Origin of the sequence: Rheinheimera sp. SA_1 (assembly GCF_001669775.1) — a bacterium.
Taxonomy (GTDB): domain Bacteria; phylum Pseudomonadota; class Gammaproteobacteria; order Enterobacterales; family Alteromonadaceae; genus Pararheinheimera.
Window position 1 is genome coordinate 23,814 of record NZ_LXWK01000002.1, and the last position, 15,983, is coordinate 39,796.

Here is a 15,983-nt window from a genome sequence, read left to right on the forward strand (position 1 = left end):
GAAAAAATTTCCATCCTATTCAATGGTTTTGATGGGAGGAGGATTGTCAATTTGCTCCTCTACCCAGGAATCCGCTTGTGTTTCGTCACCACAATGGCCTGACGAAGCTAAAAAAGCTGAACTGTACCTGATCCAGCCGCATTATATTAAGAACATTAGCAACGCCGAAGATTGGCCGGCTGATCGCAAACCGCTGTTGATTCAGGTTGCCGCGATGTTGCAACATTTACAGTCAAAGTTGGCGGACACGCCCGTGACGCAACGTGAATTAAGCCGGTTATGGCGTAGCAGCGAAGTGGAAGTAAATGGCAGCTGGGTATCTGGGCGTGAGCTTTATAGTAGCTTAAGTGGCGCCGAGCTGAACTTTATCTTTGACCAGCTCGAAATTGCGGTGAAAAAATCTTCGCTGACGAAAAGCCGGGTCGAGGAACAAGTCTCGGCTCAGTTGAGTAAAGATCAGTTTTCATTAGGTTTGTATCAGCAGTTTGTTGATTTGGCTCGTGAAGTGAATGCCAACAAGAAACCAGCCAAAAAAGCGCCGCATATTGTGGTCCTGACCGCTTCTGGCCGTGATCCATACGCCGCGGTCGACTTTTACCAGTCGTTGTTCAAGCAACTGGGGGCGACCGTCAGTTGGCTGCCGATCAATGCCGCGTATCAGGCCGCTTTACGTGACAGCGCCGGTGTTGAAGCCGGTTGCAATAACTTTCCACAATATTTAACCAAAGAACAAGGTAGTTTTCAGCGCGCCCGGGTATATCCGGATTTAGCGTCTGAGCAAAAAGATTTTTGTCTGAAAGGTTCTGCTCACGCCGTCAAACAAATCGGTAAAGCCGATGCGATCTTTATCAATGGTGGAGATCAAAGTCTGACCTACAAAGCGTTAAAGCAACCCGATGGCACTGACACACCGGAACTTGCACAAATTCGTTCGATGCTTGAACGCGGCAAGCTGATTTTAGCCGGCACCAGTGCCGGAACAGCGGTGTTATCCGGCGGCAGTTATTTGGGTCAGCAAACGGTGATGATTAGTAACGGTCAAAGCGCCCAGGCACTTTATCAAGGTGCTCTGGCGCAACCTGCTCCGGCTGACGGCTGTGAGAATGATCAGAGCTGTGGTGAAGGCGTTGATGAAAAAAGTCTTACTTATCAAGCAAGTGGTTTGAGTTTATTCCCATGGGGCGTGCTGGACACGCATTTTTCAGAACGAGGCCGTCAGGGGCGGTTGTTGACTTTAGTGGCACAAACTCAGGCTAGCTTTGGTTTTGGTGTAGACGAAGCAACCGGGTTGTTGGTTGGTTTTGACGACAAAAACCCAGCATTAGTGCGTTTTCATGTCAAAGGAAACAACGGTGTTTATCTGGCAGAGCGTAGTGCTAACAGTCAGTTTAAGCCATCAAAACTGACAGAAATGACCAGTCATTATTTTACCAATGGCGATAGTTTCAGCTTGCAACAAGGTCAGCTGATTGCCAATTTCGCCGACTGGAAATATGCACCAAATACCAGCAACCGGCCTTTACTGAACTCTGGCAATGTATTTAGCTCAGACAATTACCGGCAGCTGGCGCAACTGTTATGCGGCACGCAAAGCCGTGATGCAACGGGGCAGTTTGATGTTGCCGGCAGGGAGTATAAGCTGAAGTTACATCGCCCGGCACAAGCGGCCAGCAGAACGGGGCAATACGCTGTCGGTAATGTACATAAATCTTATTGTTCTTATCGTAATGTGTTGGTATCGGTTGAACCAGCGCTGTAACTGCTAGTGGAGCTGACAAGAGGGCCGCAGCTGTGAGCCAATATCCGGTTCATCCTTTGGTACGTCGTTTAGCTGCCGTTCTCAAGCTGTGGGGCTGGTTGCAACTTGCCAGCCTGATGATTTTGTTTTTGATGCTCAGTAGCGGTTTACTGGCGTTAGCTGTCAGTTTAATCCTGTATAACCAGGTTCACTGGCACATGGTCGCCATCGCGCTGATGGTTGCCGCAGTTGCCGCGCCGGTGTTTGTCGCTATTTTACTGTATCTGGTCCGGCACCTTGATGCGGCCTTGTTTTATCTAAAAGATTCCGCTCGCCAGGAAACCTTACTCAACGAAAACCTGCAGGAAAATATCCGGCAACTGAACTTTGAAATAGAAGAGCGTAAAAAAGCTTTTCAGGCCAAACGTCGGGCAATTGACGAACTTCGCAAAGAAATCTCAGAACGTAAAAAGACCCAAATCGAACTTGAAGAACAAAGTTTGCTGATGAAGTCTATCGTCGATAGCTCACCCGATTTATTCTATTACCGTGATGAAACCGGCCGCTTTGCCAGCTGTAATAAAATGTTTGAGCAGTTAATAGGTAAAACTTCGGCTGAACTGATTGGTCATTATCCGTCGGAAATCTACTCGCCGGATATAGCGCCGGCCGCAATTCTCACTGATCATGAAGTGTCAGTAAATCAGGCCGAACTGACCTTAGATATCGAGTACACCACGCCTCAGGGTCAGGTGATGTGGTTTGAAATGCGCAAAGTGCCGTTTTTTGACCGGCAAAGCCGTTACATCGGTTTACTTGGCTTTGGGCGTGATATCACCTCACGTAAATTGGCCGAACAAGCGCTGGAACGCGCTTATCAGGACAAAGGCAAATTTATCGCGACCTTAAGCCACGAGTTACGCACGCCGTTAAACGGCATTGTCGGCTTAACCCGGCGTTTGTTGCAAACCGGCCTGACTGACGAGCAGCGTAGTTGGTCCAATACTATCTTCAGTAGCGCCGAAACCCTGGGTAACATTTTTAATGACATTATCGATCTGGATAAAATCGACCGGCAAGATTTAGATATTGCCTGCCAAAGTGTTGATCTGGCGCAGTTTATCGGTGATATCGCCAATTTCGCCGAGCTGATTTGCCAGCAAAAAGGGCTGCAATTTAAGCTGCAACAAATTGGTGATTTTCAGGTATTTGCAAGGCTGGATCCCACAAGGGTGCGCCAGGTGCTGTGGAACTTACTCAATAATGCCGTGAAGTTCACCGCTAAAGGCACGGTCAGTCTGTACTGCGAGTTTGTCGCCGATGCTGAGCCTTGTCACTTAATTTTTATGGTCAGCGACACCGGTATTGGCATTGCGCCACAAGAGCAAACCCGAATTTTCGATATGTACTACAAGTCCAGTGATGGCCGCCGTCTAAGTATTGTTGGCTCTGGCATTGGATTGTCCGTATCCAAAGCGCTGACTGAAGCGATGGGCGGGCAGATCAGCTTACAAAGCCAGCTCAATCAGGGCAGTAGTTTTAGTGTGCATTTACCAACAGAGTTGATGGCGGAGCCAGCGCAAGTGGCTGCCGTTTCTTGTCCAAGTCTGACTATATTGTTGGTCGAAGATGTGCCACTCAATGCTGAAATCGCCAGTAATCTGCTGGAGCAGCGCGGCCATTTAGTGATCCATGCCGAAACCGGTGAAGACGCCCTGGCATTACTGGAAACCGAAGATGACATTGATTTAGTGCTGCTGGATATGCAATTGCCTGATATGACCGGCGACCAAATTGCCCGTTTTATGAAAGAAGAACCCCATCTGGCGCAAATTCCGATTGTGGTGCTGAGCGCCAATGTGCGAAAAGCTGAACAACAGCTGGCGGGCATTCAGATTGCCGGATCGCTGGCCAAACCAATAAATACCACCAATCTGGATCAGGTACTAGCGCAGTTGTTTTCTCCTAGTATGGTGCGCTCTGTGCAAACCGTGGTGACAACTCCGCAGGACACTGTGCTCGATATCAACACCTTGCAGGATTATTTGCAATCGCTGGGTAAAACCTCAGTCAAACGCAGCATTCAGTTGTTCCAGCAGGTGTTGCCAGGGTACATCAATAAAATGCTGGAAACGGCGACGCAACAGGATTTAACGGAATTTCAGGAAGCAGCCCATAAGCTCAAAGGCGCAGCCTCATCAGTCGGATTGTTATGGGTGCAACAGCAGGCAAAACAGTTAGAACAAGAAGAGCAGCCAAACTGGCAGAGTATTGAACGGCAGCTGATTGAATTTCACTTAACAATAGAGCGGCACCTGGCCGCTCTACATGAATACGTCGAACAATACTAATAACCGTCTAAGTGTATGCACACTTCAACTAAAAAGGCAGGCTTTTAGCCAAAATCATTGGCGATTCAGGTAGGCGACGAGGGAAAGAGACCCCAGGAGCATAGTTTACTATGTGACTGGGGCGAAAGACCGAAGGCAACAACCCTGCATCGTCAAGGATGAAGGCTAAAACTTACTTTTCTAGCTTGCCGACAAAACGATAACCCTCACCATGAATGGTGCTGATTAATTCCGGGCTATCCACATCAGATTCAAAATGTTTGCGAATGCGGCGGATGGTGACATCTACGGTCCGGTCATTTGGACGTAAATCACGGCCGGTCATATGACGGATTAACTGCTCACGGGTGAAAATTTTGCCCGGAGTATCCAGCATCAGACGCAGCGCACGGTATTCACCTTTTGGCAGACGACGTGACACACCTTTTGGCGATGTCAGATTGCGGCTGTTTTCATCCAGAGTCCAACCGTTAAACTTAACAATACTCTTATGCTCTTCAACCACCGGCTGTGACACAGTACGGCTTAACAGGTTGCGGGCACGGATCGTCAGTTCACGTGGATTAAATGGTTTGGTCAGGTAGTCATCAGCACCAATTTCCAGACCCAGAATACGATCGACTTCACTGTCACGACCGGTCAGGAAAATCAGACCGATGTTCTCTTTCTGGCGTAACTCCCGCGCCAGAATTAAGCCGTTTTTCCCTGGCAGGTTAATGTCCATTACAATCAGATTGACTGCGTTGTCGGTCAGTTTCTGATGCATTTCTTCACCATTAACAGCTTCCAGCACGTCATAACCTTCACCCTGAAACAGGCTGACCAGGTTTAAACGTGTTACTTCTTCGTCTTCTACGATCAATATTACAGGCGTCTGCATGGGAGATGAACCTTATGTAAATTGTGTTGGATTTTTATACAGGTCGAAAGGGCAAAAATGACAAGTGGTTGTCATTTTTTTTGCAATTATAGCTTTCGGGCCAATTGTTAACAAGTGATTTTGTTAACAATTAGCCTGGGCTAATTTATGATGAAAGAGTTTTAGCTGAAATCATTTAAATTCAATGATTTATAGCGCTTACATGGTTTGCGCTGCTGATGCTTTAATAACCACCGGGAAGTCAAACATGATATCTACGCCGTGGCCGAGACTACTTTCTAAAGTGATTTTACCATTCAACGCTTGTGTCACCAGGTTGTACACCAGGTGCATCCCAAGGCCACTGCCACCTTCACCACGTTTGGTAGTGACGAAGGGGTCGAAGATACGTTTTTTGATATGTTCCGGTACACCGCCGCCATTGTCGGAGTAGTGGACAAAACAGCGGCTGTGCGCGACGTGGACTTTAATTCTAATCAAACCATGATCGGTTTGATCAAAGGCGTGAATTAAGCTGTTCATGATCAGATTAATCAGAATTTGGTTAACCGGACCTGGTTTGCTATCGATTTCCAATGTTGGATCACAGACCAGTTCTACCTGATGTTGAGTCTTTTTCAGGTTTGGTCGCAGCGACAACAGCACTTCATTCATCAGCTGTAGCATGTTGAATTGGCGTCTGTTTTCGTTCGATTGATCAACGGCAACTTGTTTAAAGCTGCGGATCAAACTGGCGGCACGTTCCAGATTACGGTAAATGATGCCCAGGTTTTCTTTACTTTCGGCCATGAATTTTGCCAGCTGCGAAGAGGTGAGTTTTTTCTCATCAAAGGCCGTTTGAATATCTGCCAGCTTGTCCTGCATCAAGGTAGATGCGGTCACGCCTAAGCCGATTGGCGTATTTACTTCATGGGCGACGCCGGCCACCATCTGACCAAGACTGGCCATTTTTTCAGTTTCGACGATCTGATTCTGGTATTGATGCAGCGTTTCTAAGGTGTTTAGTAAATCCTGATTGGAGCTTTTCAGAGCCAGCGTCCGCTCGCTGATTTTCTGCTCCAGACCTTGGTTCAGCTGGCGGATTTCCAGTTCGGCCTGTTGCACCTTATTAAACTGCTGTTCAATCCGATCCAGCATATTATTAATGGCACGGCCGAGCATATGCAGCTCTTCGATGTCTGCCGCCGGTGCCCGTACTGAATAACTTTTCTCTTTGGTTACTTTTTGCACAACACTTAGCAATGTTTCAATCGGTTTAGTAAACCGACGTTGTAAACGCACGCTGACAAAAAAAGCACCGATTAAAGCAATAATGGCGATTAATAAATCATACAAGATCCTGTTTTGCATGTATTTATTCAGTTCATCAAGGCTAGCGCGCAAGTAAATGTAGCCAATTTTTTTACCTTCAAAATCAACAGCTTTGGCAATTTCGATCACATCACCATCAAAATGTGGTTCCAGCAGCTCATCGACTTTATCGAACTGTGTTGGGTGAGGGCCAACGTCGCGCCTGTTATAACTGGAAAAAAAGCTCAGCTGATTGGTCTCTGCTGTTAATTTATAAATATGAATGTTGTGCAAAATATCGACAGCAGCAAACGATTTTAACCGACCGTCTTCCATCTCGGCATCGTCGTACAAAATACTGGCTTTGGAGTTAAAAGCGACGATATTGGCGTAAGCATGCAGTTGGTCAACCAGCTTTTTCTTTTGAAAATTGATGTCTTGCAATGAGGAGATAGTTAACGAGGCGAACAATGTAATGCTGCATATCAGCATCACAACCCAGCTCAGTGCGCCTTTTATTGAGGTCGTGCGTAATAAGGGTTTCATGTATCCGGTCACTAAACCTTAATTTACGTCAGATAGTTATAACTTTGATGTTATGCATTTTCAGCAAATTAAGCAAACCAGCCTGACAAATATGTTGGCGCCGGTTATAGTAAGTGTCGGCTGCTTTGTGCGGTATCGACAGTGGCCCTGAACCGGCAATTTTGTCTGGTTTTGAGAACACTGTAGCCAACAGGAGCCAACGATGGATCTGTGGGAAAATTACAAAACCAGCGTGTTTTTGTGCCATCAATCGCTGGGTGATCAAATCGATTTTGCCATTATCAGCGCGCAAAATCCGAAAGGTGAAATTTATCCGCTGCAACATAACCTGACATTAAACCGCGAATTCGAAACCCATCTCAACGACTTACATCTGCCATATCGCACCTTGATTGGCGCCTCACCCGATTTAACGTTTCAGGAAAACAGCTTTGCCGTGCTCTGTGACAAAGCAATCGCTTTGGATATGGCACTGCAGTTTGATCAAAATGCCATTTATTGGGTTGAAGCAGGGCAGTTGTTTCTGGTGCCGGCGTTAATGCCGCAAAATGAAGAATATCTGGGGTTGTATTGCCAGCGGCAAATTGTGCTTTGATTATGGGTCAACTGGTCTAGTTTGATGTAATTTTAGAAGCACGCAACGGGCGGTTAAAAATTCCCGTTGCGATTATTTATCTTTTAGCTTTTCCGGCTCATATAAACCACAAAACCCTGGCGTCTGGCCAGCTCTTTGACATTGCCAAAGGTCGTTTTTAACCATTCGGCATAAGGTAAATGCGCGTTGGCGACTATTGTCAGGCTGCCACCACTTTTCAGTTTGCCCTTACTGTCATCAATAAACTTCTGCGCCACGCTGTAGTCGGTTTTGATCCCGGTATGAAACGGCGGATTACTAATAATGTGGTCAAACAGCGGTGTGCCATTTGGCATACCGTCGGCGGCCAGCACAGTGGCAGTTTGCTGATTTAGCGCGAAAGTCGCTTTGCTGCTATCAACCGCTAAGGCGCTGACGTCTGAGCAATACATTTTTAAAGCTGGCTGTTGCTGCAATAAATAGCTACCGACAATACCGGCGCCGCAGGCAAAATCCAGCACTGTACCCTGATGAATATGGGCCACATGCTCTAATAAAATCGCGGTGCCAATATCTAACTTGCCGTGATTAAACACACCAGGCAAGGAGCAGAATTTAATGCTGCTATTCGCAGTTTTGGCGCTGAATTGTTGCATGGCAATGGTTGGTTGTGGTTTATCCGCCAAACCATTTAATGCAAACCACAGACAATGTTTGGCATTGTCCAGTTTATGCGCGGTAAGCCCAAGTTTTTCAGCATGACCGGTTAAGCTTTTGATGCCGCCTTTGTTGTCACCCACCAGATAAACTTCGGTTTTGGCAGTGATGTTTACCGTGAGTTGCGACAGGCTAAACGATAGTTGCTCTTTACTTTTTGGGTAGAAAATAACAACAGTATCAAAGACTTCTTCGGTGGAAAGCGACACAGAGAAAAAGCACGGAGCTTCTGATTGTGCCTGCCAGCTGTTGGCAACGGTCTTGTCCGTGGTATAGCAAAACAGCTGCAGTTCAGGGGCTGCCTGCGCCAGTTCACGGGCCAAATCGTCGGCCATAGGTTCAACCAGCAGCACTTTGCCGGTTAAGTCGTTGATATTTCTAAGCAGCAGTTGACTCGGTGGGGTCAGCATTAATTTGTCTTCTTAAACATTAAATCCCAAACACCATGGCCTAACTTCACGCCACGGTTTTCGAATTTGGTGAGAGGCCGGTTGTCCGGGCGGGGCACATATAAATTGTCGGTTGCCAGGTTCTGATAGCCCTCGGCGGCAGTCATCACTTCCAGCATATGTTCGGCGTAGTTTTCCCAGTCGGTCGCCATATGAAATACACCGCCGATTTTCAGCTTGCGGCGTAGCACCTGGACAAAGTCAGGTTGCACGATACGGCGTTTATGGTGACGGGTTTTGTGCCATGGATCCGGGAAAAACAGTTGGATGGTGGTTAACGAACCATCGGCGATGCTATCGTTTAGAATTTCGACCGCGTCATGTTCAAACAAGCGGATGTTTTTTACGCCTTCAGTTTCGGCTTCACCTAAACAAGCACCAACGCCAGGTTTGTGCACTTCAATGCCGATAAAATCCAGTTCTGGCGCAGCTTTCGCCATGGCGACAAAAGATTTGCCCATCCCAAAACCAATTTCCAGTACCAGATCCGCTTTACGGCCAAACACCTGTTCAAAATCGTAAGGCTGTGGTTGATGTTCCAAACCCATGGTTGGCCAGAATAACTCTAAACTGCGCTGCTGGCCTTTGGTTAACCTGCCTTCACGCAGCACAAAACTGCGAATGCGGCGCAGATATTTCGGCTGTTCGGTGGTTTCATCCTGAGCTGAAGTGGCGGTTGTGTTATCTGGTGTGGTCATCTGGACACTCTCTATCGGACATTTTAGCGGCGCACATTATGCGTGGTAACGCCTATCTACTCAACCGACTTTGCATTGGCAGCGCACAATTGGCGGGTTAGACTGCGCGTTCAGAACGGAGTATCAGCAAGTATGTTGCAGCAGTTGGTAGTAAAAACATTTCAAAGTCAGGTAGTTAACTGGCAAAAGACCCATGGCCGACATCAATTGCCATGGCAGCAAGCCAGTAATCCTTATCGGGTATTAGTTTCAGAACTGATGCTGCAGCAAACCCAGGTCAGTACCGTAATTCCATATTTTAACCGCTGGATGTTGTCTTTTCCGACCGTTGAAGCTTTAGCCAGTGCCAGTAACGATCAGGTGATGGCGCATTGGCAGGGGTTGGGTTATTACGCCAGAGCCCGTAATCTGCACAAAGCGGCCGTTTATATCAACGAGCTTGGTGAGTTTCCGGCCACGCTTGCCGAATTATTACTGGTGCCGGGGGTAGGTCGATATACCGCGGGTGCCATTATGTCGTTCGCTTACGACGCTTACGGTCCAATTGTCGATGGCAATGTGCGGCGGTTATATGCCCGGTATTTTGCCATCAGCGGCGTGACCAGTAGTTCTGCTGTTGATAAACAGCTATGGACTTTGTCCGAACAACTGACACCAAGCGAAAATTGTAAAAGCTTTGCCCAAGGCTTGCTGGATTTAGGCGCCACCATCTGCAAACCCCGGCAGCCATTATGTGAGCAATGCCCGCTGGCGTTAACCTGTCAGGCGTTATTGCAAAACCGGGTTGATGAACTGCCAACACCCAAACCGAAAAAAACCGTGCCGGTGAAAGACGGGCATTTTCTTTGGTTGCAACAAGACGGGCAGGTATTGCTGCAAAAACGGCCAGCGCCTGGGATTTGGGCTTCGTTATGGTCGTTGCCGCAAGTCGCAGCTGATGATGTTTTGCTAAAACAAGCCAAAAAACATGGCGAGTTTGTACACCAATTTACCCATTACAAATTAAACGCCACGGTGTGGCAGCTTGATCACAGCCATTTGGCGAAGGTGCTGCAGGTGCAAGACTCGGCACAGGAACAACAACCCAGCAGTTGGTACCATAAAAAGCAATTGGCGGAAGTTGGTTTGCCAGCGCCAATCCGCAGTTTTATCGAGCAACAGCCGGAATTTTTAAACGTAAGCAATTCGCCAATTCCAAAGCCCGACATCGGTTGAAGCCAGCAAGGCTAAAATAGATTACAATGCCGCCGTTCCCACCGGCGACCGCCGGTTTTGATGGCAGGAGATTGACTGATGGCTCGTGAAGTATTTTGTGTTTATCTGAAAAAGCAGGCACCAGGCCTCGATTTTCAACTGTACCCGGGTGAACTGGGTAAAAAAATCTTCGATAACATCAGCAAAGAAGCCTTTGCCCTGTGGCAAGCCAAGCAAACCATGCTGATCAACGAAAAAAAGCTCAATATGATGAACCTGGAACATCGCAAATTGCTGGAAGAAAACATGCAGCAGTTTTTATTTGAAGGCCAGGAAGTCAAAGTTGATGGGTATGTTCCTCCTGCGAACGGCAAGTAACAAGCTATTAATCAGTATTAGGATGAACTATGGCCCGCCGGTTACCACCGTTAAATGCGCTTAAAACTTTCGAAACTGCTGCCCGCCATTTAAGTTTTACCAAGGCCGCAGAAGAAATGTATGTGACGCAAGCGGCCATCAGTCATCAGATTAAAGCACTGGAAGACCATCTTGGTCTGAAGCTGTTTATGCGCAAGAATCGCTCGTTGCTGCTGACTGAAGAAGGCCAGGGGTATTTTCTGGATATTAAAGAAATATTCCTGCAGCTGCATGAAGCGACTGAAAAACTGCTGGCACGTGGTGCCAAAGGTGCGTTAACCGTCAGTCTGCAGCCAAGTTTTGCCATTCAGTGGTTGGTGCCACGCTTAAGCTTGTTTAGTGAATTACATCCGGATATTGACGTGCGAATTCGCGCCGTCGATGCCGAAGAAGGTTCGATGAGTGACGACATTGATGTCGCCATTTATTATGGTCGTGGCAACTGGCGCAATTTGCATTCAGATAAACTGCACACCGAATATTTGTTGCCGGTTTGTTCGCCGATGCTTTTGAATCGCGCCAAACCTTTAAATGAGCCGGCCGATTTACGTTTTCATACCTTATTGCACGACACCACCCGTGACGCTTGGAAAGCCTGGTTTACCAGTCAGGGCTTTAAGCATTTTAACGTCAATCAGGGGCCGATTTTCAGCCACAGTGCCATGGTGTTGCAGGCGGCCATTCATGGGCAAGGTGTGGCGCTGGCACATAACGTATTGGCAAGACCCGACATTAATTCCGGCCGCTTGATAGTGCCGTTTAATCATGTACTGCAAACCAAGGACGCGCATTATCTGGTATGTCGTGATAATCAGACCGAGCTTGGCAAAATTGCCGCATTCCGGCAGTGGATGATTGAATTGGTGCAACGTGAGCAGGAAGACTTTCAAGAGCAGCAATTTAATATTGCGCCGGTGACTGATTGAGTATGCAGTTGAATACCCAGTTGAGTAAACAGTTCAATGCCACTGATTTTATTGTCGATAAGGCAGAACAGCCGGTTGCCCGATTATTACTGGCACACGGTGCCGGCGCGCCAATGGACAGTGATTATTTACAGCAGCTGGCGAAGCAATTAGCAGCGCAGGGCATTGAAGTCTGGCGTTTTAACTTTGGTTATATGGCAAAAACGGTTGCTGGCAAAAAACAACCCCCTTCGAAAGTAGCTACACTTTTGCAGGAAATTGCGGCGGCGATCCGCACCTTGCCCGATGATTTACCGCTGTTTATCGGTGGCAAATCGATGGGCGGCCGGGTGGCGACGCTGCTGGCAGCTGATGCAGCAGTAGTTGATAAACCATTACTGCCGGGCAAAGTGCAAGGCGTGCTGGCTTTTGGTTATCCGTTTTGCCCACCGGCAAAAAAGCAGCTTGGTATCGAACCACGGACTTTGCATTTTGCAAAATTGCAACAGCCGTTGTTGATAGTGCAGGGCGATAGAGATGCTTTTGGTATGCCGGAAGATTTGGCAGGCTATAGTTGGCCTTTGGTTGAAATCAGCTGGCTTGAAGGTGGCGATCACGATTTAAAGACGCTAAAACGCCATAGCCACACGCAATCACAATTGCTGACGCAGACGGCCGCTATTGCCAGTATTTTTATCAGGCGGACTTTTTGCTGAATACGTTAATGAATGCTCATTAGTCATCGTCAAATGGCTCTACAACCTACAGACAAAGCACAGTAAAAAAGCTCTGTTTAAGATGGATAAAATTTTGAATCCACAACTTTTAATAAAACTAAGCCTTAGCCTGACCGCTCTTTATGGCGCAATAGTGGTTGGCATGTCAGCGGCAATTTCCCATGTATTTCTGGCGCAGTTTAGCGGCAATATGTTGGCGTCGTTGCTGAGCAGCACGGCACTGCTGGCGTTTCAGACGCTGGCTTTATTGGCCTTAGGGCTATATTTAAAAACCCTCACCAGCCCAGGTAAATTACTGCCTTTAGTGATTATTGGCTGGCATCTGGGTTTATGGATGTTTGTATATACGGTGTGGGCAGGGCTTTTTGCGCTGCCCCTGCATTTTGGTAAGCTGGCTCCACTGGGCGGTCAGTTGCTGTTAATAAGCTGGCTGTTGCTGGCGGTGATTGCCTGGATCAGGAAATAAAGATGAAACAACTAATTTTGTACTGTCGTGCTGGTTTTGAAAAAGAATGCGCGGCGGAAATTCAGGACAAAGCCGGTCAGCATGGCGTGTTTGGTTATTGCAAACTAAAAAATGACAGCGCCTATATGGTGTTTGAAGCCTATGACAGCGAAGCGCTGGCAAAATTCTATCGTGATTTCCCGTTTGAACAGCTGGTGTTTGTTCGCCAATGGGCGTTAGTGATTGGTGATTTAATTGAGTTACCACCAACAGATCGCGTCAGTGCTGTGGTTGAGTTGGCGCTTAGTGCAGAACTTAGTCCTTGTGGTGAAATTCGGGTGGAATATCCGGATACCAATGATGGTAAAGAATTATCTACGTTAGCGCGTAAGTTAACAGTACCACTGCGCCAAAGCTTGCGTCAGGCTGGTGTGATGTTGCCAAAACAACAATCACGCGCGCCGGTGCTGCATTTGTTTTTATTATCGGGCAAACAGGCGTATCTGGCACTGTCGTATCCGGAAAACAGCAGCGAGCTGGAAAACGGTATTCGCCGGTTAAAGTTTCCGAACGATGCACCAAGTCGCAGCACGCTGAAACTAGAAGAAGCCTTTCTGCAGTTTGTACCACGCGATGAGTGGGAAACCCGTTTAACCTCCGGTATGAACGCCGTAGATCTAGGGGCAAGCCCAGGCGGCTGGACTTATCAGTTAGTGATCCGCTCGATGATGGTGGTAGCCATTGATAACGGTTTGATGGACCAAAAGCTAATGGACACCGGTCAGGTGAAACATTTTCAGGTGGATGGGTTTAAATTCCGGCCAGAAAAACGCAACGTGCATTGGCTGGTCTGCGACATGATTGAAAAACCAGACCGGGTTGGCCAACTGATTTGCGACTGGCTGATTAAAGGCTGGTGTCAGGAAAGTATCTTTAACTTAAAACTGCCGATGAAAAAGCGCTACGAAACCTTACAGGAAATACTGGGTCAGATGCAGGCGCGTTTTGATGAAGCAGGACTTGCAGTAATATTTCAGGCGAAACATCTGTTTCACGACCGTGAAGAAGTGACAGTGCATTTGTGTAAGGCATAAATGTTAATATCGGGGTCAGAGTCAATTGTTAACAGAAACTGTTAACAATTGACTCTGACCCCGAGGTTAACAAATTACTGCTGGGTATTAATCTTTAAGCCAATAGTCTTGCCAAAAAACGATTCTTTTAACCACTGCGGCCGTTGCTCAGTGTTGGCAATTTCTTCGATAATCGCCATGTTGATATCGGCAAACAGCGCGCCTGAGTCATAGCGAATAGCACCAAAATCTTTGGTTAAACCCGCAACGTCATCTGTTGGTTTATGGTAATGCTTGGCGAAGAATTTACCCCAAATCTCGCCACCTTTTTGCGCTGGATCTTTTGAGGTAAAACCAGTCATCAGAAACACTGCCGGCACGCCTTTTTTCACTAAAGTGTAGTGATCTGAGCGGGTAAAAATGGCCTGCTCTGGCATTGGATCAGCACTTAACTTAATGCCGTGTTTGGCCGTCGCACGACCTACAGTGGCGCCCAGTGTTGAATGGTTGGCGCCAAAGGCAACCATATCAGCGAATGGATAAAGCAGTACCGGCATATCCAGATTGACGTTAGCAACCAGCGATTCGATTGGTTTGACCGGATAATGGGCAAAATAATCAGCACCTAACAGGCCTTTTTCTTCACCGGTCACCGCAACAAACAAAATAGAACGTTTTGGTTTTACTGCAGATTCTGTATACAAACGGGCTGTTTCCAACAGAATGGCGACACCAGCGGCGTTGTCCATCAGACCGTTGTTAATTTTGTCTTTTGAACGTAAGTCGTTACCAATACCGATGTGATCAGAGTGCGCTGTCACGACTACGTATTCGTTTTTAAGGACTGGATCAGAACCTTCCAGTACGGCAGCGACGTTTTGGCTTTGGATCATGCTATGGCTGGATTCACGGGTCAGGCTGGCAGAAGTGGGCAGGGCGAAACCTTTTGGCACTTCTTTCTTTTCCAGCATGGCATAAATTTGTTCCAGGCTTTTCGGCGCATCGGCAAACAAAGTTTTGGCCGCATCCATGTGCATATAAGCGCTGACTTTAATCGCCGGATAATCTTTTTCCGCCACACCTTTAGCGTTGACCCAGCTTAAATCCGGGCTGTTCAGGTACAACAAGCTATTGGCATATGGCCGGGTTTTTTCAGCTTCCGGTGTATGCACTGAAATAATCCCAATGGCACCACGTTCAGCGGCTAAACGAGTTTTTTGCGAGCTTAAGTGTGCCGCTTCTTCACTTGGCAGTTTGTGTGGGCGACCTGGCAACATCACTACAATTTTGCCTTTCACATCAAGGCCGGCGTAATCGTCAATGCCAAATTCCGGAGACACCATGCCGTAACCAACAAAGACTAAATCGGCCTTTACTGCAACTTTACCGTCGTGGCTACTAGAGCGGGTGATAAAGTGTTTTGGATAAGGCACCACAGTATCTACGCCCTTGTGGTGCAGCGTCAGACCAGCGCTGTGTTTAACCAGTTGGCCTTTTTTCAGGTTCATTTTTTGAAAATAACCTGGTTGCCCGTTAACCAGATCGCCAGCCGGCTTTAAGCCAAGCTGTTTAAAGTTGGTCGCAATATACTGGCTTGCGATCAAGTGACCCTGGCTACCGGTATCGCGGCCTTCGAGTGCATCGTCGGCTAAAAAGGTCATATGGGCTTCAATGCGATTGGCATCGGCGGCGGTTTGGGTGCTGGCTGCTGGAGCTACAGCGGTTTGGCTGCTGGCGCACGCACCAAGCACGAACAACGACAACGCAGATGACAGTGTCATCCAAGGTTTGATTGACATAAATGTTCCAAAAAATTGCAAAATGTTGAGGGGTTCTGACTGCGGATGGTCAGGTTAAAAACACGTCAGACTATCATGAAAAGAAAAAGCCGCCTTAAAGGCGGCTGATAAACTGCGGTGAACTGTCGGATTAAAGCGGCAAAAGCCGAGCTCTTGTAACAAAGTATAAC

General features: G+C 47.5%; 14 protein-coding genes. 9 read left to right on the top strand and 5 right to left on the bottom strand.

Features of this window, described 5'->3' with window-relative positions; translation table 11 throughout:
* The first annotated feature begins 43 nt into the window (after positions 1-43).
* Positions 44-1,759, top strand: coding sequence for a cyanophycinase (locus A5320_RS00570; protein WP_157605562.1), 1,716 nt, complete (start codon positions 44-46; stop codon positions 1,757-1,759).
* A gap of 32 nt (positions 1,760-1,791) precedes the next feature.
* Positions 1,792-4,089, top strand: coding sequence for an ATP-binding protein (locus A5320_RS00575; RefSeq protein ID WP_068059617.1), 2,298 nt, complete (start codon positions 1,792-1,794; stop codon positions 4,087-4,089).
* Between the two features lie 172 nt (positions 4,090-4,261).
* Here A5320_RS00575 and arcA read toward each other — a convergent pair whose 3' ends face one another.
* Entirely contained in the window at positions 4,262-4,969 is a 708-nt protein-coding gene (gene arcA, locus A5320_RS00580) for a two-component system response regulator ArcA (protein ID WP_068059620.1), read from the bottom strand.
* 198 nt (positions 4,970-5,167) lie between these two features.
* Positions 5,168-6,805 carry a sensor histidine kinase gene (locus A5320_RS00585; RefSeq protein ID WP_068059623.1) on the bottom strand — a complete coding sequence of 546 codons (1,638 nt, stop codon included), beginning with the start codon at positions 6,803-6,805 and terminating at the stop codon, positions 5,168-5,170.
* A 202-nt stretch (positions 6,806-7,007) separates the two neighbouring features.
* On the opposite strand from A5320_RS00585, the gene A5320_RS00590 reads away from it, so the two are divergent.
* Positions 7,008-7,400 (top strand): DUF3293 domain-containing protein, encoded by a 393-nt coding sequence (locus A5320_RS00590; RefSeq protein WP_068059625.1) that lies wholly within the window; start codon positions 7,008-7,010, stop codon positions 7,398-7,400.
* A gap of 83 nt (positions 7,401-7,483) precedes the next feature.
* On the opposite strand, the gene A5320_RS00595 is transcribed toward A5320_RS00590, so the two are convergent.
* Both A5320_RS00595 and trmB read right to left on the bottom strand, forming a co-directional pair.
* On the bottom strand, positions 7,484-8,506 hold the full coding sequence (locus A5320_RS00595) for a methyltransferase (RefSeq protein WP_068059627.1): 1,023 nt from the start codon (positions 8,504-8,506) through the stop codon (positions 7,484-7,486).
* Entirely contained in the window at positions 8,506-9,243 is a 738-nt protein-coding gene (trmB, locus tag A5320_RS00600; RefSeq protein WP_068059630.1) for a tRNA (guanosine(46)-N7)-methyltransferase TrmB, read from the bottom strand. Before trmB ends, A5320_RS00595 begins: the two co-directional genes overlap by 1 nt.
* Positions 9,244-9,375: 132 nt before the next feature.
* On the opposite strand from trmB, the gene mutY reads away from it, so the two are divergent.
* The 6 genes from mutY to rlmM all read left to right on the top strand — a co-directional run bounded on the left by mutY (position 9,376) and on the right by rlmM (position 14,035).
* Positions 9,376-10,458 (top strand): A/G-specific adenine glycosylase, encoded by a 1,083-nt coding sequence (gene mutY / locus A5320_RS00605; RefSeq protein WP_068059633.1) that lies wholly within the window; start codon positions 9,376-9,378, stop codon positions 10,456-10,458.
* Between the two features lie 78 nt (positions 10,459-10,536).
* Positions 10,537-10,815, top strand: coding sequence for an oxidative damage protection protein (locus A5320_RS00610; RefSeq protein ID WP_068059636.1), 279 nt, complete (start codon positions 10,537-10,539; stop codon positions 10,813-10,815).
* 29 nt (positions 10,816-10,844) lie between these two features.
* Positions 10,845-11,780 (top strand): transcriptional regulator GcvA, encoded by a 936-nt coding sequence (locus A5320_RS00615; protein WP_068059639.1) that lies wholly within the window; start codon positions 10,845-10,847, stop codon positions 11,778-11,780.
* 2 nt (positions 11,781-11,782) lie between these two features.
* The gene (locus A5320_RS00620; protein ID WP_082971461.1) at positions 11,783-12,475 is read left to right on the top strand and encodes an alpha/beta fold hydrolase; all 693 of its coding nucleotides are present in this window, start codon (positions 11,783-11,785) and stop codon (positions 12,473-12,475) included.
* Positions 12,476-12,569: 94 nt separating this feature from the next.
* On the top strand, positions 12,570-12,962 hold the full coding sequence (locus tag A5320_RS00625; RefSeq protein ID WP_231916629.1) for a hypothetical protein: 393 nt from the start codon (positions 12,570-12,572) through the stop codon (positions 12,960-12,962).
* Positions 12,963-12,964: 2 nt separating this feature from the next.
* The gene (gene rlmM / locus A5320_RS00630; RefSeq protein WP_068059645.1) at positions 12,965-14,035 is read left to right on the top strand and encodes a 23S rRNA (cytidine(2498)-2'-O)-methyltransferase RlmM; all 1,071 of its coding nucleotides are present in this window, start codon (positions 12,965-12,967) and stop codon (positions 14,033-14,035) included.
* Positions 14,036-14,109: 74 nt separating this feature from the next.
* Here the strand turns inward: rlmM and A5320_RS00635 are convergent, their stop codons facing one another.
* Complete coding sequence (locus A5320_RS00635; RefSeq protein ID WP_231916630.1) at positions 14,110-15,813, bottom strand: M28 family metallopeptidase; 1,704 nt, start codon at positions 15,811-15,813, stop codon at positions 14,110-14,112.
* Between the last annotated feature and the right edge of the window lie 170 nt (positions 15,814-15,983).